Origin of the sequence: Amycolatopsis thermoflava N1165 (genome assembly GCF_000473265.1) — a bacterium.
GTDB classification, from domain to species: domain Bacteria; phylum Actinomycetota; class Actinomycetes; order Mycobacteriales; family Pseudonocardiaceae; genus Amycolatopsis_E; species Amycolatopsis_E thermoflava.
The window spans coordinates 1,387,958-1,406,996 of record NZ_KI421511.1; the positions used below are offsets into that span (position 1 = coordinate 1,387,958).

Here is a 19,039-nt window from a genome sequence, read left to right on the forward strand (position 1 = left end):
ATCCGCACAGTACTGCGTGGAGTGTGGTTGCGGTGGCTCCCGGTGTAAAGGCGGGGCCGGATGAACAGCCCGTAACCGTTATGCGTGCGCCGGTTCGGCGAGCACGTCCCGCAGGACGGGCTCGAGGTCGGCGTCGAGCACCGCCCCCAGGTGGACCGAAGCAACACGTTGCAGCTTGTCCACGACGAGCGTCACGGGCACCGCGGACAACGGGATGCCACGCAGGTTCAGCAATATCCGGCCGGACTCGTCGGACATCGACGGGTAGTTCACCGCGAAGCCGCGCATGAAGTCCGCGGCGGCGTCGGGATCGTCGCGCACGTTCACCCCGAGCACGGCGACGTCCGGATGCGCTTCGGACAGCCGCTTCAGGACGTGGGTTTCGGTCCGGCACGGCGGGCACCAGGATCCCCAGACGTTGAGCACCATCACGCGGCCGGCGTAGCCGGCGACGGACAGCGTCGAGCCGGGGTCGGTCACACTCGGGCCGGTCAGGTCCGGGATCGTCTGCCGCTCGTGCGGCGGATAGCGGATGCTGGTCTGCCCGTTGGGGGAGACGAGCTGGAACGTGCCGGCATCCGCCGCGGAGCAGCCGGACGACGCGATGGCCAGTGCCGCGGCGAGCAGCGCTCCGGCCGCTCGGAGCCAGTTCATGTCGTGAGGCTATCGGCGCCGCACCGGTGGCGATCCCGCAACCGGTCAGGGCACGAGGACCACCTTCCCCGTGGCCTGGTCGTCCTCCATGTGGCGGTGGGCTTCGGCGATCTCGTCCAGGCTGACGACGCGGTCGACGTGCGGGCGGTGGACCCCGGCCTCGACCTGGTCCACGACCCGCTGCAGCACGGCCGCGCCCGCCGCGCCGCGCAGGGTGTCGCTGTGGAAGGCGGTCAGCCGGGTGCCCGTGGGGATCATCGCGATGGGCTCGAAGGCGGGGATCAGCCAGCCGCTGAGCGAGCCCGCCACGCACACGGTTCCGCCCGGGCGGACCAGCCGCAGCGAGTCCAGCGCCGTGCTCGTCCCGACCAGGTCGAGGACATGGTCCGGGCCGTCCGGCCACGCGGCGATCGTCAGCGGCCCGCCGTCGTCGACGAGGACGTGGTCGGCGGCCAGCGCGGCGGCCTTGTGCGGCCGCCGGGTCGTGGCGGCGGTCTCGACCCCGAGCGCGGCCGCGATCGACGCCGCCGCCATCCCCACCGACGAGGTGCCGCCGCGGATCAGCAACCGCTCGCCGCGCGCGACGTCCAGCGCGTCCAGCGCGCCCTGCGCCGTCAGGTACGTCTCAGGCAGCGCGGCGAGCGTTTCCCACGGCAGGCTCGTCCTGACCGGCATCAGCAAGTCGTTGGGCAGCAACGCGAATTCCGCGTAACCACCGTCGAACGCCCGGCCCATCTCGCCCATCACCGCGGCGACGGTGCTGCCCTCCGCCAGTCGCGGGTCGGTCGACGCCGCCAGCTCGCCCACGCACTCGATTCCCAGCACCCGCGGGAACACCACGGAGGGGGAGTGGCCCTGGCGCGTGCGCAGCTCCGACCGGTTCAGCCCGGCGCCCCGCACCCGCACGAGGCTCCAGCCCTCCCGGACCGCCGGCACGGGAAGCTCCCGGACCTCCAGCACCTCCGGGCCACCAGCCCGGGTGCACACCGCCGCTCGCATCGTCGTCCTCATGCGACCCACTGTCGCGGGCGCCGGGGGTGGCGGGCCACCGGTAGGATGCCAACGCATGCCGATCGGCCGCCAACCTGCCTCCTCGCGGATCTGGCCGTCCGGCGGCGCGCACCTGTGGCCGCCGGGCGGGACGAGCGCCGACCACACCCACCCGCGAGGGCACCTCGTGTACGCGGCCCAGGGCGTCCTGTCCGTGCACACCGAGGGCAGCACGTCGATCGTTCCCGCCAACCGCGTCGCGTGGATCCCGGCGGGCTGCCCGCACCACCACCGCGCGCACGGGCACACCGACATGCGAATCGTGTTCCTGCCGCCGTCGCTGGCCCGGCTGGCGCCCGCCCGCCCCGCCGTGTTCCTGGCCAGCGCGCTCGCCAGGGAGGTCCTGCTCGCCTTGACCGGTCCCCGCGACCGGGGCCACGCCGCGAACGCGCGGCTCCGCCGGGTGCTCCTCGACGAGCTCCGCGAAGCGGGCGAGCAGCCGCTGCAGCTCCCGGAACCCCGTGACGACCGGCTGCGGGCGGTCGCGCGGATGCTGCACGAGCAGCCCGCGGACAACACGCCGCTGGCCGAGCTGGGGCGGCGGACCGGGGCCAGCGCCCGCACCCTCAGCCGGCTCTTCCGCGGCGAGCTCGGCATGACCTTCTACCAGTGGCGGACGCAGCTGCGCGTCTACCACGCGCTCGTCCTGCTGGCCGAGGGCCACGACGCCACCCACGTCGCCCACGCCTGCGGCTGGTCGAACCCCAGCAGTTTCATCGAGGCCTTCGCCGCCGTCGTCGGCACCACCCCGGGTCGCTACCGGGCGGACACCCGGTGACGCGGCACCGTTATCCAGCGGACAATCCGGACATCGGCGCGCTAGCGTCTGGGGTGATGGACACCCACCTCGAACCCGCCCTGATCGGCCGTGACCACCCGGCCGGCCTGCTGCGCGCCGAGATCGGGCGGGCGGTGGACAGCCACGGCGGGCTCGTGCTGGTCACCGGGGAGCCCGGGATCGGCAAGACCACCCTGGTCACCGGCGCGGCGGACGAGGCGCGCCGGCTGGGGGCGCTCGTCCTCGGCGGCGCGTGCTGGGACTCCGGCAGCGCGCCCGGCTACTGGCCCTGGGTGCAGGTGCTGCGCGGGCTGCGGCGCGCCGCGACCGCCGACGAGTGGGCCGCCATCGAGCGGGACGCCGGGGGCGGGCTGGCGGTGCTGCTGGGCGAGGCGGACCCGCGGGAGACGCCGGACGGGTTCCGCCTCTACGACGCCGTCACCAGCGCGCTGGTCACCGCCTCGCACAGCCGTCCGGTCGTGGTCGCGCTGGACGACCTGCACTGGGCCGACACCGCCTCCCTCAAGCTGCTCGAGTTCGCCGCCGGGCACACCTGGTTCGAGCGGCTGCTGCTGATCGGCACGTACCGCGACGCGGAGGTCGAGGTCGCCGACCACCCGCTGCGGCCGCTGCTCTCCTCGCTGGTCGCCAAGGCGCGCACGATCACGCTCACCGGCCTGGAACCGGACGAGGTCGGCCGGCTCATCACGCGCACCGTCGGCGAGACCCCGGGCCAGGAGGTCGTGGCCGAGGTGCACCGGCGCACCGGCGGCAACCCGTTCTTCGTCGAGCAGGCCGCGCGCCTGTGGCACAGCGGCGGATCGGTCACCGCGATCGCGCCCGGGGTGCGGGACGCGGTGCGCCGCCGGCTGTCGCTGCTGCCGGAACCGGTCGTCGGGCTGCTGACCACCGCCGCGGTGCTCGGCCAGCAGTTCCACCGCCAGGTGCTTGCCGCGGTCGCCGCGATTCCCGCCGCGCCCGCCGACCGGCTGCTCGACCAGGCCGTGGCCGCGCGGCTGGTCACCGTGCGCGGCGGCGGCCGGTTCGCCTTCGCCCACGACCTGGTGCGCGAGACGCTCTACGACTCGCTCGGCGAGGACGAGGCCCGCGAGCGCCACGCCGCGGTGGTCACCGCGCTGGAGGGCAACCCCGCGCTGGCGGACCGGATCCTGCCCGCCGAAGCCGCGCGGCACGCCTACCTCGCCGGTCCGCTGGTGCCGCCGTCGCGGGCGGTGGACCTGATGGTCGCGGCGGGGCGGGCCGCCTCCGGCCGGATGGCGTTCGAGGAAGCCATCGGGCACTTCCGCCGTGCCGCCGAGATCGCCGGCGAGCCGCGGCGGCGCGTGCTCGTCCTGCTCGAACTGGGCGGCGAGCTGCACCACTTCGACGAGACCGCCGAGGGCTGGGCGGTGTTCGAGGAGGCCGGCGCCCAGGCCCGCGCGCTGGGCGACGCGGAGCTGCTGGCCCGCGTGGCGCTGACCGCCTACCGCTGGGGCGACGACGCGGAGCGCGCCGACCTGAAGGCGGGGCTGATCGCCGAGGCGCACCGGGCGCTGATCGGGCCGGGCGAGGCCGAGCGGCCGCTGGAGGACCGGGCCAGGGAGGTGATCGTCCGGCTGGGCAGGCTCGCCCGCGAGGACGGCGACGACGAGGCGCTCGGCTTCAGCCTGTCCACGCTGCACGACTCGATCTGGGGGCTGGGCACGGCCGCCGAGCGCGAGGCGTTGATGGCGGAGCTGGCGGAGGTCGCGCACCGCAGCGGGGACACCGAGACCGAGCAGTACGCCACGTCGCTGCGCTGGGTGGCGCTGCTGGAGCTGGGCGATCCGCGTTACTTCGACCAGATGCGGGCGTTCGTGACGCTCGCCGAGCGGGGCGATTCCCGCCGGATGCAGTTCGGCGCGCAGATCGACCAGAGCATCCTGGCCGGGTTCCAGGGCCGCTTCGCCGACGCGGAGGCCCTGTTCGACGGTGTCCTGTCGACGCCGGAACAGGTGCACCACAGCCACTTCCTGCCGATGCTGCGCCACCACCGGTGGTCGCTGCTGTTGCAGCAGGGCCGGTTCGACGAGCTCGCCGAGTTCCACGCCTCGCTCGGCCCCGGCGACCACCCCTACCCCGGACTGCTGGAGGCCACCACCGCGGCGCAGCGCGGTGACATGGCCGCGGCGGCCGGGTACCTGGCGGGGCTGGGGGAGCTGCCGGCGTTCCCGCGCTCGTACCTGCCGATGTTCCTCCGGCTGCAGGCGCAGACCGCGGCGGGCACCGGCGACGCCCGGCTGGCCGAGCGGGCCAGGGAAGCGCTGCTGCCCTACGACGGGCAGTGGCTGGTGTCGGTGTTCGGGTTCGAGATCAGCGGCCCGGTCACCCTGTGGCTGGGGAAGCTGGCCGCGGCGGCGCGGCGCTGGGACGAGGCGCTGGAGCGGTACCGCGCGGCCGAGCGGTCGGCCGAGTCGATGCGGGCCCGGCCGTGGGTGGTGGAAGCCCGGCTGGCGCGGGCCGCCGCGCTGCTGGACCGGGTGGCGCCGGGTGACGAGCGCGAAGCCGCGGCGCTGCTGGACGTGGTCGCCGCCGAGGCGGCCGAGCTGGGCCTGCGGCACGTGCCGGAACGCGTCCGCCGCCTGCGCGCGCGGCGCGACGAGCCGGCCGCCACCGGGGAGTTCCGGTTCACCGGCACGACGTGGACGCTCGCGCTGGCCGGGCGCACGGTGCACCTGCCGGACGCGAAAGGCCTGCGGGACCTGCACTTCCTGCTCAGCCACCCGGGCACCGACGTGCCCGCGGTGCGGCTGCTGGACCCGGCGGGCGGCGAGGTGGTGGTGGCCGCCCGGCGCCTCGGCGGGGACGAGGTGCTCGACGACACGGCGAAGGCGGCCTATCGGCGACGTCTCGCGGTGCTGGACGACGAGATCGACGCGGCGGCCGCCCGCGGCGACGACGACGGGGCCGCCCGGCTCGACAGCGAGCGGGCGGCCCTGCTGGCGGAACTGCGTGCGGCCGCCGGTCTCGGCGGGCGCACCCGGCGTCTCGGGGACGAGGCCGAGCGCGCCCGCAAGACCGTGACCGCCCGGATCCGCGACACGCTGCGCCGGCTGGACGGTCGCCACCCCCAGCTCGCCGAGCATCTGCGGGCGACCGTCTCGACCGGCGCGAGCTGCCGCTACGATCCGGGCGACCCCGGCATCACCTGGCGGCTCTGACGCCTCACTTGCGGTTGTACAGCCGCATCGTCAGCGTGCCGAACACCGCGAGGAGCGCGCCGCTGGCGATGAAGGTCCACATGATGTCGCTGCCGTCCGGCGCGCCCATCATCAGGCCGCGGACCGCGTCGGACAGGATCGTCACCGGGTTGACGTTGACGAACGCCTGCAGCCAGCCGGGCATGGTGGCCGGGTCGACGAACACGCTGGACAGGAACGTCAGCGGGAACAGCACCATCATGCTGACGCTCATCACCGACTTCTCGGTGCGCAGCAGCAGCCCGAACATCGTCCAGATCCAGGAGAACGCGAACGAGAACACCAGCAGCAGGCCGATGCCGGCGAGCACGCCGCCGACGCCGCCGGCCGGCCGGAAGCCGAGGATCAGCCCGACGCTGAGGATGACAGCTGAGGCAGTGCTGTAGCGGAACACGTCGCCCAGCAGCGCGCCCACCAGCGCGGCAGGCCGCCAGATCGGCAGCGTGCGGAACCGGTCGAACACGCCCTTCTCGATGTCGATGTTCACGCCCAGCCCGGTGTACATCGTGATCATCACGACGCTCATCACCAGGATCCCGGGCAGCAGGAACTGCAGGTACTGGGTGGTCGACCCGGCCAGCGCGCCGCCGAACAGGTAGGTGAACATCAGCGTCATCATGATCGGGAACGCGGTGACGTCGAACAGCTGCTCGGGCACGTGCTTGATCTTCAGCATGGCCCGCCAGCCGAACGTCAGCGACGCCGACAGCGCGCTGGGCCGCTGCGGCTGCTCGCCGGCGTCGAGCACGGCGTGCAGGCTTTCGGCGGCCGGGGTGTAAGCCGGGGACGTGTCGGTCGTGGTCGCGGTCATGCCGCTGCCTCCTCTTCCGCGGGGTGGTCGGTCAGCGCCAGGAACACCTCGTCGAGGCTGGGCTGGCCGAGGGCGAAGTCGTCGACGGTGATGCCGGCCTGCGCCAGGTCGGACAGCGCGCGGGCGGCGTGCTCGGCCGCGCCGAGGTCGGACTCGCCGCCGCCGATGCGCGCGGTCAGCGACACCGGGTCGCCGCCCAGCTCCACAGTGGACCCGAGCGCGCGGGCCATCACCCGCTGCGCCTCGGCGCGCTGGGCGCCGTCGCGCAGGCGGACGTGGATCGAGCCGGCGCCGACGGAGGCCTTCAGCTCGCCGGGGGTGCCCTCGGCGATCACCTTGCCGTGGTCGATGACCGCGATCCGGCCGGCGAGGTGGTCGGCCTCGTCGAGGTACTGGGTGGTGAGCAGGACGGTGGTGCCCTGGGCGACGATGATCCGCACTATGTCCCACACCTGGTTGCGGCTGCGCGGGTCCAGGCCGGTGGTCGGCTCGTCCAGGAACAGCACGTCCGGGGTGCGCAGGATGCTGGCCGCGATGTCGATGCGCCGCCGCATGCCGCCGGAGTAGTTCTTCACCTGCCTGCCGCCGGCGTCGGTCAGCCCGAACGCCTCCAGCAGCTGGTCGGCGCGGCGCCGCGCGGCCGGTTTGCGGTGTCCCAGCAGGCGGCCCAGCAGCATGAGGTTCTCGACGCCGGTCAGGTCCTCGTCGATCGAGGCGTACTGGCCGGTGAGGCTCACCCGCTGCCGCACCGCGTCCGGTTCACGCAGCACGTCGTGGCCGAACACCCTGGCCTGCCCGCCGTCGGGCCGGAGCAGGGTGGCCAGCACCCGCACCGCGGTGGTCTTGCCCGCGCCGTTCGGTCCGAGCACGCCGTACACGGTGCCGGCGGGCACGGCCAGATCGACGCCGTCCACGGCGCGGGTCTTGCCGAACACCTTGACCAGCCCGGACGTTTCGATCGCCAGGTCGCTCATGGTCCTTCCTTCCTTGTTCACGCCACGTAGGGGCGGGCCCGGCGGGCGGCGCGCAGCGCGTGGCCCCACCAGACGAGCTGGTCGAGCATCGGGCCGGCCGCGTGGCGGACGGCCTCGTCACGCGGGCCGCCGTCGGGCCCCATGTCGAAGAGGTTGAAGCTCACGGTGTTGCGCAGGGTCACGGTGTGCAGCTCGGTGAACACCACACGGAGCTGCTCGACCGCGTACAGCCCGGCGCAGCTGCAGCCGTAGGACACGAACGCCACCGGTTTGGCCTGCCACTCGTCGTAGGCGAAGTCGATCGCCTGCTTCAGGGAGGCCGGGAAGCTGCGGTTGTACTCCGGGGTGACGACGACGAACGCGTCCGCGCGGTCGATGCGGGAGGTGAAGGCCGTCATCGCCGGGGTGGCGCGGGCGGGGTAGCGGGCCGGGAAGTCGAACTCCGCGAGGTCCACCACGGACAGGTCGAGGTCGTCGCGCTGGCCCGCGGTGCGGGCGAACCACTGCCCGACCCGCTGCCCGGCGCGGCCCTCCCGCGTGCTCCCGATCAGGACCAGGACCCTCAGGACGTCCTCCACGGCGGCCTCCTCCCGTTCTCGACCGGAAGGCGCTAGATCGGCCGCTAGATCGGATCTAGCGGGCGGGGGCCCGGAACCGGAACCTCCAGTTCGGTTGCCGCTCGAGCAGGTCGGTCAGGGCCGCGACGGTGGCCTCGTCCAGGTCGGTCGCCGGCCGGAGGGGCACAGCAGGGAGATGCGCGGGCGGGCACGCTGCGTCCGCACTCGCTCATCGACCGGCTCCACCACGGATTCCGGCCGGAGCGGAAACGATCTCGCACGGGTTACGCTCGACCGCGTGACGGAGCTGTCCTTCGAGCCGCTGTCGCCGGTGTCCTTCCTGGACCGGGCGGAGGCGGCCCACGGTGACCGGACCGGGGTGGTCGACGGGGCGCGGCGCTTCACCTACGCCGAACTGGCCGACCGGTGCCGCCGGCTGGCCGGCGCGCTCGCGCCGCTCGCGCGGGGCCGGCCGGTCGCCGTTCTCGCGCCGAACACGCACGTGCTGCTGGAAGCCAACTTCGGGGTGCCGTGGGCCGGGGTGCCGCTGGTCGCGGTCAACACCCGCCTGTCCGCGGGCGAGATCGCCTGGATCCTGCAGCACTGCCAGGCCGCGGTGCTGGTGCACGACCCGGTGTTCGACGAGCTGGTCGCCGAGGTGCTGGCCAGGCTGGACAGGCCGGTCGAGGTGATCCGCGCGGGGGACGAGTACGAGGAGCTGCTCGCCGGCGCGACCCCGCGGGCCGAGGCGCCGCGCGACGAGCGCGGCCTGTTGTCGATCAACTACACCTCGGGCACGACCGGCCGTCCGAAAGGGGTGATGTACCACCACCGCGGGGCGTACCTGCAGGCGCTGGCGATGGTCGGGCACACCGGGCTCTCACCGTCGGCCGTGCACCTGTGGACGCTGCCCATGTTCCACTGCAACGGCTGGTGCTTCCCGTGGGCGGTGACCGCGGCCGCGGCGACGCACGTCTGCCTGCCGAAGGTCGAGCCGGCGCTGGTGTGGCGGCTGATCCGCGACGAGGGCGTCACGCACCTCAACGGCGCCCCGACCGTGCTGTCGATGCTCGCCTACGCCCCGGAGGCCGCGCCGGTCGCGCACCCGGTCCGCGTCGCCACCGGGGGCGCCCCGCCGACCCCGGCGATCCTGCGCCGCATGGGGGAACTGGGCTTCGACGTCACGCACCTCTACGGCCTCACCGAAACGTTCGGGCCGATCATGATCTGCGACTGGCGTCCCGAGTGGAACGCGCTGGACACCGCCGCGCAGGCCCGGCTCAAGGCGCGGCAGGGCGTGGGGAACCTGGTGTCCTGCCGGGCCCGGGTCGTCGCCGAGGACGGATCGGACGTGCCCGCCGACGGCGCGACCACCGGCGAAATCGCGGTGCGCGGCAACAACGTCATGCTCGGCTACTACCGGGACCCGGACGCCACCGCCGAGGCCGCGCCGGACGGCTGGTTCCGCACCGGCGACCTCGGCGTGATGCACCCGGACGGTTACGTCGAACTGCGCGACCGCAGCAAGGACGTGATCATCTCCGGCGGCGAGAACATCGCCAGCGTCGAGGTGGAGCAGGCGATCGCCGACCACCCGGCGGTGCTGGAGGTCGCCGTCATCGCGGTGCCGGACGACCACTGGGGCGAGGTGCCCGCCGCCTACGTGACCCTGCACGACGGGGCGTCGGCGACCGCCGAGGAGATCGTCGAGTTCGTCCGGGGGAGGATCGCGCGGTTCAAGGCACCCAGGCGGGTGGTGTTCGGGCCGCTGCCCAAGACGTCCACCGGCAAGATCCAGAAATACGTGCTGCGCGACCAGGCGTGGGCCGGCCGCGTGTCGCGTATCCGATGAGTAACGACACGGGTTAGCGGTCCACCCGGCGGGGTAGCCGGTGAGCAACGAACGCTAGGCAGGGGTGGGCGCGAATGTTGTGGCTGATGTTGCTGGTACCAATCGTCATCCTGGTCTTCACGGTGAGTCTGCAGAAGTTCGAGGCCGTGATGCTCGAGACCGATCCGTTGCGGGACCGCCGTCGCTACCGATGAGGTGAGGGGATGATCACGGTCTTCCTGGTCGACGATCACGAGGTGGTGCGGCGCGGAGTCGCGGACCTGGTGGAGGCCGATCCGGAGCTGACCGTGGTGGGCGAGGCCTCGACGATGGGCGAGGCGCTGACGCGGATCCCGGCGGCGCGGCCGGACGTGGCGGTGCTGGACCTGCGGCTGCCCGACGGCAGCGGCATCGAGCTGTGCCGGGAGCTGCGGTCCCGGATGCCGGAGCTGCACTGCCTGATCCTCACGTCCTACACCGACGAGCAGGCCATGCTCGACGCGATCATGGCCGGCGCGGGCGGGTACGTGGTGAAGGACGTGCGCGGCATGGAACTGGTGTCGGCGGTGCGGCAGGTCGGGGCCGGGAAGTCCTTGCTGGACAACCGGGCGGCCTCCGCGCTGATGTCCCGGATCCGGGACGAGGCCGCGCCGGCCGGTGCCGTGTCACGGCTGTCGGAGCAGGAACGCAAGCTGCTCGACCTGATCGGCGAGGGGCTGACCAACCGCGAGATCGCCGAACGCATGTTCCTGGCCGAGAAGACCGTGAAGAACTACGTGTCGCGACTGCTGCACAAGCTCGGGATGCAGCGGCGCACGCAGGCGGCCGTGCTGGCGACGAGCCTGCGCCGGGACCGGCCGGGCCGCCGGTAGCGGCGGCCCGGCTGCTGGTGTTCCGGCGTCAGCGGACGTTGAAGGTGTCCGGGTCGGGCCCGGTCCGCAGGCCCTTCTCCAGCTTCGCCAGCTCGGCGAGGTCGCTGTCGTCGAGTTCGAAGCCGAACACGTCGAGGTTCTCCTTGATCCGGGACGGCGTGACCGACTTCGGGATCACGACGTTGCCCAGCTGCAGGTGCCAGCGCAGCACGATCTGCGCCGGGGTGCGGCCGTGCTTGTCCGCGAGCGCGGTGATCGCCTGCTCGCCGAGCAGCTCGCCCCCCTTGGCCAGCGGGCTCCACGCCTCGGTCACGATGCCGTGCCGGGCGTGGTACTCCCGCAGCTCGGTCTGCTGCAGGTAGGGGTGCAGCTCGATCTGGTTGACCGCGGGCACGATCTGGCTCTCCTGCGCCAGCCGGTCCAGGTGGTGCGGCTGGAAGTTGGACACGCCGATCGCGCGGATGCGGCTGTCGGAGTAGAGGCGCTCGAACGCGCGCCAGCTGTCGGCGTAGCGGTCGGCCTCCGGGACCGGCCAGTGGATCAGGTACAGGTCCAGGTACTCCAGGCCGAGATCGGCCATGCTCTTGTCGAACGCGCGCAGCGTCTCGTCGTAGCCCTGGTCGGAGTTCCACAGCTTGGTGGTGACGAACAGCTCCTCGCGCGCGATGCCGGACTGGGCCAGCGCCTTGCCCACCGCGGCCTCGTTGGCGTAGGCGGTCGCGGTGTCGATGCTGCGGTATCCGGCCTCCAGGGCCGCGGTGACGGCCTGGGTGGTCTCGTCGGCGGGGACCTGGAAGACCCCGTAGCCCACCTGCGGCATGTGCACGCCGTTGTTCAGTTCGACCGTGGGAATGGCGGTCATGTCGTTCCTTTCGCTGTCGTTCATCGGTGGACGGCCGGGATCTCCGGCTGCGTCCGGGTGGCCGGGCGCCGGTCGAGCGCGCCGGAGACCAGCGCGACGCCGAGCCCGGCGGCGGCCAGCACCGCGCCTATCCAGCTCGGCGCGGTGTAGCCGAGGCCGTGGCCGATCGCGAGCCCGCCCAGCCAGGCGCCGCCCGCGTTGCCGAGGTTGAACGCCGCGATGTTCGCGGCCGACGCCAGTGCCGGCGCGTCCCCGGCCTTGGCCATGACACGGGCCTGCAGCGGCGGCACGGTCGCGAACCCGGCGGCGCCGAACAACGCGATCGTGACGGCGGCGGGCAGCTGCGCGTGCGCGGTGAAGACGAACGCGACGAGCACCACGGCCAGCGCGGCCAGGATGACGTACAGGCTCGGCATCAGCGCGCGGTCGGCGGCCTTGCCCCCGAGCAGGTTGCCCACCACCAGGCCCCCGCCAAACAACACGAGGAGCCAGGTCACCGCGCCGGGGGAGAAGCCGGCGACGCCGGTCATCATCGGGGCGATGTAGGTGAAGGAGGCGAACACCCCGCCGAAGCCGAGCGCGGTCATGGCCAGCGCGAGCCACACCTGCGGCCGCCGGAACACGGCCAGCTCGCTGCGCAGGCTCTGGCCCTCGGTGACGGGCTGGCGGGGGACGAGCGCGACGACGCCCAGCAGAGCGATCACGCCGAGGACGGCCACCGCCCAGAACGTGGAGCGCCAGCCGAGGTGCTGGCCCAGCGCGGTGCCGCCGGGCACGCCGAGCACGTTGGCGACGGTCAGGCCCGTGAACATGATCGCGATGGCGCTCGCCTGGCGGGACTTCGGCACGAGCGAGGCGGCGACGACCGAGCCGACGCCGAAGAACGCGCCGTGCGAGAGGGCGGCGATCACGCGGCCGGTCATGAGCAGACCGTATCCGGGGGCGATCGCGGAGACGACGTTGCCCGCGATGAACAACACCATCAGGCCGGTGAGGACGGTCTTGCGCGGCACCTTCGAGCCGAGCGCGGTGAGCAGGGGCGCGCCGACCACGACGCCCAGGGCGTAACCGGAGATCAGGAGCCCGGCCGTGGGCACCGAGACGCCGAGGTCGGTGGCGACCTCGGGCAGCAGGCCCATGATCACGAACTCCGTGGTGCCGATGCCGAAGGCGGCGATGGCCAGCGCGATGAGGGCGACAGGCATGTGGTTCCTCGTCAGAGCTTGGGGATCAGCTTGAGCAACTACCCGCTCTCGCAATAGTTGCAGACGCGGGTTATTGCCAACGACGGCTAGACTAGCAGGCAAGTAGACTGGGGGCCTGCGAGGAAGAGGTGAAGCGTGTCACTGCCCGACGACGCGGTCGAAGCCCGCGCACACGGCTGGCGAACCCTGGCGGCGCTGCACGCCCGGATCGAGGACCGGCTGGAGCGCGCGCTGCAACGTGACCACGAGCTGTCCGTGAGCGAGTACACGGTGCTGGAGGTGCTGTCCCGCCAGGACGGCTTCCACCTGCGCATGAACCAGCTCTCCAGTGCCGTCGTGCTGAGCCAGTCCGCGACCACGCGGCTGGTCAGCAGACTGGAGGACCGGGGGCTGCTGCAGCGCTACCTGTGCCCGACCGACCGCCGCGGGATCTACACGGAGGTGACCGCGGCGGGGCGGGAGTTGTTGGCCGCCGCGCGGCCCACCCATGACCGGGCCCTGACGGAGGCGTTGGCGGCGGCGGAGGAGCTGCCGGAGCTGGCGCCGCTGGTGGGGGCGCTGCAGGCGCTGGAGTTGCCGGCGGCCGCGGGGCGCTGACGCCGGGCTGCTGGGTATTGGCTGCGTCGGCGCCCGCGGATTTCTGTTCGTTCCCCTGTGCCCGGTCGCGGTTGCGCGGCTTGCGGCACGCGGTGTGGCGGGCGCGCTGGGCGGCGGACCGTGCGCGCAGGGGCGCGGGGCTGTCCGGCCGCGCGGGTTAGGGTCCCGGGTGTGTCGATCAACTTCGGTGGCGTGCTGGCGTTCGCGGGGCTGCTGGCCGTCGGCGGGTGCGCCGCCGATCGCGGCTACGCCGTGCCGGATCACGTGTGCGGCGTTCCGGTGGACGCCGCCGCGCTGGCGTCGCTCCTGCCGGGCGGTGAGGGGATCACCGAGAGCTTCACCGACAAGGGGCAGGGCAGCGTGTCGTGCCGGCTGAGCGTGGACGGGTCGACCGTGCTCTACCTCGCGGCCGACATCACCGACCGTGGCACCGCCGCGGTGTCCCTGGACGACGACGGCCTTCGGCGGCTCGGGAACCCCGTCCTCGTCGACGGCGCGGGCGACGTGACCGCGGTGGCGGACCGCGGGGCCAAAGCAGCGGCCGAATGCACGCACGCCGGACAGCCGCGGTTGTTCGTGGGTCTCGTCCAGTCGGAGGCCGCACCACCGCGGGACGCGCTGCTGGCGTTCCTGGCGAGCTGGTTCCCCGCGGCGCGCGCGGCGCTGGGGTGCTGACTCAGCGCAGCCCGGCGATCAGCAGTTCCACCAGGCGGCGGGCGTCGTAGCGGGGGTCCGAGTCCGCGCCGACACACAGGTTTCCCACGCCGCGCATCAGGGCGTACGCCTCGACCTCCCGGCGGATCTCGCCCGCGGCGCGCGCGGCTTCGAGGAGGTTCGCGCACACCGGGACCAGCCGCTCCAGGAAGTAGGCGTGCAGCGCGGCGAAGCCCGCCTCGTCGGACTGCAGTACGCCCGCCAAGCCGTGCTTCGTCACCAGGAAGTCCACGAACAGGTCCACCCACTTCCGCAGCGCCTCGTACGGCGCCTCGCTCGCCAGCAGCGCCGGACCGGCCTCGGCGCAGGCGTCGACCTGGTGCCGGTACACGGCGATGATCAGGTCCGCCCTGGTGGGGAAGTGGCGGTAGATCGTGCCCATCCCGACCCCGGCCTCCGCGGCGATGTCCCGCACCGGTGCGTCCACGCCCGCCCGCACGAACACCGCGGCGGCCGCGTCCAGCAGGGCCTTCTCGTTCCGCCGGGCGTCCGCCCGCTTGGTCCGGGCTGGCTTCCCCTCGTCGGCCACGCACACCTCCTTGCTAAGCGGAACAAGGTTCCGTATCGTGGTAGCGGAGCAACGTTCCGCTTGCTCCCAGCATAGAGGGGACACCGCCATGCAGTACCGCACCCTGGGCCACACCGGCGTACGCGTCAGCGCCCTGTCGCTCGGCGCGATGAACTTCGGCGCGATCGGCCGCACCACCCAGGACGAGGCGAACGCCATCGTCGACGCCGCGCTCGACGCCGGCGTCAACCTGATCGACACCGCCGACTTCTACCCGGGCTCGGAGGAGATCGTGGGCCGCGCCATCGCAAGCCGCCGCGACGACCTCGTGCTCGCCACCAAGGCGGGCCTGCCGGTCGACGACGACCACAGCCACCGCGGCGCCTCCCGCCGCTGGCTGGTCACCGAGCTGGACCGCAGTCTGCGCCGCCTCGGGACCGACCACGTCGACCTCTACCAGATCCACCGCTGGGACCCGGCGACCAGCGACGAGGAGACCCTCTCGGCCCTGACCGACCTGCAGCGCGCGGGCAAGATCCGCTACTTCGGCTCGTCGACGTACCCGGCGTACCGCATCGTGCAGGCCCAGTGGGCGGCCCGCGAGCACCACCTGGGCCGGTTCGCCACCGAGCAGCCCGGCTACTCGATCCTGCAGCGGGCCGTCGAGGCCGACGTCCTGCCGGTCACCGAGCAGTACGGGATGGGCGTGCTGGTGTGGAGCCCGCTCGCGTCGGGCTGGCTCTCCGGCGCCATCCGGGCCGACCGCGAGTTCCGCACCAACCGCTCCGCGAACATGCCCGAGCGCTTCGACACCACCCTGCCGGTCAACCGGGCCAAGCTCGAGGCCGTCGAGCAGCTGGCGAAGGTCGCCGACGAGGCCGGCCTGACGATGATCCAGCTCGCGCTCGGCTTCGTGCTCGCGCACCCGGCCGTGACCACCGCGCTCATCGGCCCGCGCACCCTGGACCACCTGCACTCCCAGCTCGCGGCCGCCGACGTGGTGCTGCCCGCCGACGTGCTCGACGCCATCGACTCGATCGTCGCCCCCGGCACCGACCTCGCTCCCGGCGAGAAGGTCGACACCCGGCCCGCGCTGCTCGACCCGTCGCTGCGGCGACGCCGATAGGAACCCCATGCCCAGTTTCGGCATCATGACCGCGCCCATGCAGGCCGGCTACGACGACATCCGCCGCGTCTGGCGCGAGGCCGACGCCATCCCCGAGATCGAGCACGCCTGGCTGTTCGACCACCTCATGCCGATCGCGGGCGATCCGCACGGCCCGGTCCTCGAAGGCTGGACTTTGCTGTCCGCCCTGGCCGCGCAGACCAGCCGCCTGCGCCTCGGACTACTCGTGACGAGCAACCGGTTCCGCCCGCCCGCGGTGCTGGCCAAGATCGCCACCACCGTGGACGTCGTCGCGGGCGGCCGTCTCGACTTCGGCATCGGCGTCGGCTCGCGGCCGGGTCACCCGCTCGCCCGCCGCGAGTACGAGGCACACGGCCTGCCCTTCCACGACGCCGCGGACGCCACCGCGAGCCTCGCCGAGGCGCTCACCGTCATCCGCCGCCTGTGGACCGACGAGCAGCCGTTCGACTTCGACGGCGACCACGTCCAACTCACCGGAGCGTTCGGCAACCCGAAACCGGTGCAACGTCCCGGACCGCCGATCCTCGTCGGCGGCCGCGCGAAGGCGACGCTGCGGGTGGTCGCCGAGCACGCGGACCTGTGGAACATCCCGGGTGGCGACCTCGACGACGCCGTCGAGCGCAGCGCCCTGCTGGACCGGTACTGCCGCGAGATCGGCCGCGACCCGGCCGCGATCACGCGGTCGATCCACCTGCCGGTTTCCTACGAGCGGCCCGGCGACACCCGCGAGGCGATCGGCGCGGCCGCCGACGCCGGCTTCACCCACTTCGTCCTCGGTCTGGCCGCGCCCTACCCGCCGGGCGTCGCCGGGTGGGTGGCCGAGGAGGTGATCAGGGCGGCCTGAGCCCGGCCGCGCGCAAGGTTTTCGTGACGTGGAAAGGGCGCTGGTGCCGCCGGTGGCCCGAAGCGAAGGTGGGTCGAGCCACCCCACGTCAGCGAACGGGGACCTTCATGACCATCACCACGCGAGCCGCGGTGTGCCGGGAACCCCGGCGCCCCTGGGAGATCATCGACCTCGACCTGGACGAGCCGAAGGCGCACGAGGTCCGGATCCGCTTCCACGCGGCCGGCCTGTGCCACTCCGACGACCACATCCAGAAGGGCGACGCGCAGATGCGCTTCCCCGTGGTCGGCGGGCACGAGGGCGCCGGGGTCGTCGAGGCCGTCGGCGCGGACGTCACCCGCGTCGCGGTCGGCGACCACGTCGTCTGCTCCTTCATCCCGGCGTGCGGCCAGTGCCGCTACTGCTCCACCGGGCACCAGAACCTGTGCGACGCAGGCAAGAACGCCTCCACCGGGGAGTTCCCCGACGGCACGTTCCGCTTCCACGCGGGCGGCGAGGACTTCGGCGGGCTGTGCGTGCTCGGCACGTTCTCGCAGTACGCCGTGGTGTCGGAGTTCTCCTGCATCCCGATCCCGCGGGACATCCCGTTCGAGATCGCCGCGCTGGTCGGCTGCGGCGTGCCGACCGGATGGGGCTCGGCGGTGTACGCGGCGGGCGTGCGCGCGGGGGAGACCGTGGTGGTCTACGGCGCGGGCGGCGTCGGCAGCAACGCCGTGCAGGGCGCGCGCTACGCCGGCGCCAAGCACGTGGTCGTGGTGGACCCGGTGGAGTTCAAGCGGGACATGGCGAAGGTCTTCGGCGCGACCCACACCTTCGCCGATGCCAAGGAAGCGCATGACTTCGTGGTCGAGACCACCTGGGGCCAGCTCGCCGACCACGCGATCATCACCGTCGGCGTCCTGCACGACGAGGTGATCGCCCGCGCGCTCGACGTCGTCGGCAAGAGCGGCAAGGTCACCATCACCGCCGTCGGCGGCGGCTGGATCGACGCCAACGCCGGCCTGTTCATCGGTTACCAGCGGCGGGCGCAGGGCGCGTTGTTCGGCAACTGCAACCCGCTCTACGACGTGCCCCGGCTGCTGGGGCTTTACCGCTCGGGCGACCTGAAACTGGACGAGCTGATCACGCGGCGCTACGCGCTGGACGAGGTCAACCAGGGCTACCAGGACATGCTCGACGGCAAGAACATCCGCGGCGTCATCGTCCACGAGCACTGAAGGGGATCGCGACATGAGCATCACCACCCGCGCCGCCGTCGCCCGCGCGCCCCACCGCCCGTGGGAGATCACCGAGCTGCAGCTGGACGAGCCGAAGGCGCACGAGGTGCGCGTCAAGTTCCACGCGGCCGGGCTGTGCCACTCCGACGACCACATCACCAAGGGCGACGCCCCGGTGCGGCTGCCGATCGTCGGCGGCCACGAGGGCGCAGGCGTCGTCGAGTCGGTCGGCCCGCACGTCACCCGGGTCAAACCCGGCGACCGGATCGTCTGCTCCTACATCCCCGCCTGCGGCAAGTGCCGTCCCTGCTCGACCGGGCACCAGAACATGTGCGACGAGGGCAAGAACGCCTCCACCGGCATGTTCGCCGACGGCACGTTCCGCTTCCACGCCGGCGGCGAGGACTTCGGCGGGTTCTGCACCCTCGGCACGTTCTCGCAGTACGCGGTGGTGTCCGAGTGGGCCTGCCTGCGCCTGCCTGACGACATCCCGTTCGAGATCGGCGCGCTGGTCGGCTGTGGCGTGCCGACCGGCTGGGGATCCGCGGTGCACGCGGCGGGCGTGCGCGCCGGGGAGACCGTCGTGATCTACGGCGCCGGCGGCGTCGGCAGCAACGCCGTGCAGGGCGCGCGCTACGCCGGGGCGAAGAACGTCGTCGTGGTCGATCCGGTGGAGTTCAAGCGGGACATGGCGAAGGTCTTCGGCGCCACCCACACCTTCGCCACCGCCAAGGAAGCACACGACTTCGTCGTCGAAACCACCTGGGGCCAGCTCGCCGACCACGCCATCTGCACCCCCGGCGTGCTCACCGAGGAGATCGTCAACGCGGCCGTGCAGGTCACCGGCAAGGGCGGCAAGGTCACCGTCACCGCCGTCGGCCGGATCGACGAGCGCGCGGTGCACTTCCCGGCCGGCATGCTGATCGGCTACCAGCGGCAGCTGCGCGGCGCGTTGTTCGGCGACAGCAACCCGCTCTACGACGTGCCCCGCCTGCTGGGCCTGTACCGCTCGGGCGACCTGAAGCTGGACGAGCTGATCACCCGGCGCTACACGCTCGACCAGGTCAACGACGGCTACCAGGACATGCTGGACGGCAAGAACATCCGCGGCGTCATCGTGCACGAGCACTGAGTCCACGAGCACTGGCGCGACACACCTCCCCACCCCCACCCGATGGC

At 72.8% G+C, this 19,039-nt stretch carries 18 protein-coding genes; 10 read left to right on the top strand and 8 right to left on the bottom strand.

The features are described from left to right. Positions 1-78 precede the first annotated feature (78 nt). Both AMYTH_RS0106890 and AMYTH_RS0106895 read right to left on the bottom strand, forming a co-directional pair. On the bottom strand, positions 79-654 hold the full coding sequence (locus AMYTH_RS0106890) for a TlpA family protein disulfide reductase (RefSeq protein ID WP_037322361.1): 576 nt from the start codon (positions 652-654) through the stop codon (positions 79-81). Between the two features lie 45 nt (positions 655-699). Beyond that, positions 700-1,665 (bottom strand): zinc-binding dehydrogenase, encoded by a 966-nt coding sequence (locus tag AMYTH_RS0106895; protein WP_037322363.1) that lies wholly within the window; start codon positions 1,663-1,665, stop codon positions 700-702. A 55-nt stretch (positions 1,666-1,720) separates the two neighbouring features. Here AMYTH_RS0106895 and AMYTH_RS0106900 point away from each other — a divergent pair, with 55 nt between their 5' ends. Next, positions 1,721-2,482, top strand: coding sequence for an AraC family transcriptional regulator (locus AMYTH_RS0106900; protein ID WP_027929678.1), 762 nt, complete (start codon positions 1,721-1,723; stop codon positions 2,480-2,482). Positions 2,483-2,538: 56 nt separating this feature from the next. Then, positions 2,539-5,682: an ATP-binding protein gene (locus tag AMYTH_RS0106905; RefSeq protein WP_027929679.1), complete on the top strand. Its 3,144-nt coding sequence runs from the start codon at positions 2,539-2,541 to the stop codon at positions 5,680-5,682. Positions 5,683-5,686: 4 nt separating this feature from the next. Here the strand turns inward: AMYTH_RS0106905 and AMYTH_RS0106910 are convergent, their stop codons facing one another. From AMYTH_RS0106910 to AMYTH_RS0106920, 3 genes are read right to left on the bottom strand one after another with little or no spacing between them, the layout of a single operon-like run. Then, entirely contained in the window at positions 5,687-6,532 is an 846-nt protein-coding gene (locus AMYTH_RS0106910) for an ABC transporter permease (protein WP_027929680.1), read from the bottom strand. After that, positions 6,529-7,506, bottom strand: coding sequence for a daunorubicin resistance protein DrrA family ABC transporter ATP-binding protein (locus AMYTH_RS0106915; RefSeq protein ID WP_027929681.1), 978 nt, complete (start codon positions 7,504-7,506; stop codon positions 6,529-6,531). The genes AMYTH_RS0106910 and AMYTH_RS0106915 overlap by 4 nt, the downstream gene beginning before the upstream one ends. Before the next feature lie 17 nt (positions 7,507-7,523). Next, positions 7,524-8,084, bottom strand: a complete 561-nt coding sequence (locus AMYTH_RS0106920; RefSeq protein WP_027929682.1) for an NADPH-dependent FMN reductase — start codon at positions 8,082-8,084, stop codon at positions 7,524-7,526. Positions 8,085-8,361: 277 nt separating this feature from the next. Between AMYTH_RS0106920 and AMYTH_RS0106930 the strand changes: the two genes are divergently transcribed. Next, the gene (locus tag AMYTH_RS0106930; RefSeq protein WP_027929683.1) at positions 8,362-9,915 is read left to right on the top strand and encodes an acyl--CoA ligase family protein; all 1,554 of its coding nucleotides are present in this window, start codon (positions 8,362-8,364) and stop codon (positions 9,913-9,915) included. Between the two features lie 203 nt (positions 9,916-10,118). Then, positions 10,119-10,766 (top strand): response regulator, encoded by a 648-nt coding sequence (locus tag AMYTH_RS0106940; RefSeq protein WP_027929684.1) that lies wholly within the window; start codon positions 10,119-10,121, stop codon positions 10,764-10,766. 28 nt (positions 10,767-10,794) lie between these two features. Here AMYTH_RS0106940 and AMYTH_RS0106945 read toward each other — a convergent pair whose 3' ends face one another. Both AMYTH_RS0106945 and AMYTH_RS0106950 read right to left on the bottom strand, forming a co-directional pair. Further along, positions 10,795-11,628, bottom strand: a complete 834-nt coding sequence (locus tag AMYTH_RS0106945) for an aldo/keto reductase (protein WP_027929685.1) — start codon at positions 11,626-11,628, stop codon at positions 10,795-10,797. A gap of 20 nt (positions 11,629-11,648) precedes the next feature. Beyond that, entirely contained in the window at positions 11,649-12,833 is a 1,185-nt protein-coding gene (locus AMYTH_RS0106950) for an MFS transporter (protein WP_027929686.1), read from the bottom strand. Between the two features lie 135 nt (positions 12,834-12,968). On the opposite strand from AMYTH_RS0106950, the gene AMYTH_RS0106955 reads away from it, so the two are divergent. Next, positions 12,969-13,430: a MarR family winged helix-turn-helix transcriptional regulator gene (locus AMYTH_RS0106955; protein ID WP_027929687.1), complete on the top strand. Its 462-nt coding sequence runs from the start codon at positions 12,969-12,971 to the stop codon at positions 13,428-13,430. 171 nt (positions 13,431-13,601) lie between these two features. Further along, positions 13,602-14,105, top strand: a complete 504-nt coding sequence (locus AMYTH_RS44205) for a hypothetical protein (protein WP_051362582.1) — start codon at positions 13,602-13,604, stop codon at positions 14,103-14,105. 1 nt (position 14,106) lies between these two features. Here the strand turns inward: AMYTH_RS44205 and AMYTH_RS0106965 are convergent, their stop codons facing one another. After that, complete coding sequence (locus tag AMYTH_RS0106965; protein ID WP_027929688.1) at positions 14,107-14,673, bottom strand: TetR/AcrR family transcriptional regulator; 567 nt, start codon at positions 14,671-14,673, stop codon at positions 14,107-14,109. A gap of 88 nt (positions 14,674-14,761) precedes the next feature. Between AMYTH_RS0106965 and AMYTH_RS0106970 the strand changes: the two genes are divergently transcribed. From AMYTH_RS0106970 to AMYTH_RS0106985, 4 genes are all read left to right on the top strand, one after another. Beyond that, entirely contained in the window at positions 14,762-15,778 is a 1,017-nt protein-coding gene (locus AMYTH_RS0106970; RefSeq protein ID WP_027929689.1) for an aldo/keto reductase, read from the top strand. Positions 15,779-15,785: 7 nt separating this feature from the next. Next, positions 15,786-16,643 (top strand): LLM class flavin-dependent oxidoreductase, encoded by an 858-nt coding sequence (locus tag AMYTH_RS0106975; protein ID WP_027929690.1) that lies wholly within the window; start codon positions 15,786-15,788, stop codon positions 16,641-16,643. Between the two features lie 107 nt (positions 16,644-16,750). Further along, on the top strand, positions 16,751-17,860 hold the full coding sequence (locus AMYTH_RS0106980) for an NDMA-dependent alcohol dehydrogenase (RefSeq protein WP_027929691.1): 1,110 nt from the start codon (positions 16,751-16,753) through the stop codon (positions 17,858-17,860). 13 nt (positions 17,861-17,873) lie between these two features. After that, positions 17,874-18,992: an NDMA-dependent alcohol dehydrogenase gene (locus tag AMYTH_RS0106985; protein ID WP_027929692.1), complete on the top strand. Its 1,119-nt coding sequence runs from the start codon at positions 17,874-17,876 to the stop codon at positions 18,990-18,992. Positions 18,993-19,039: the final 47 nt, after the last annotated feature.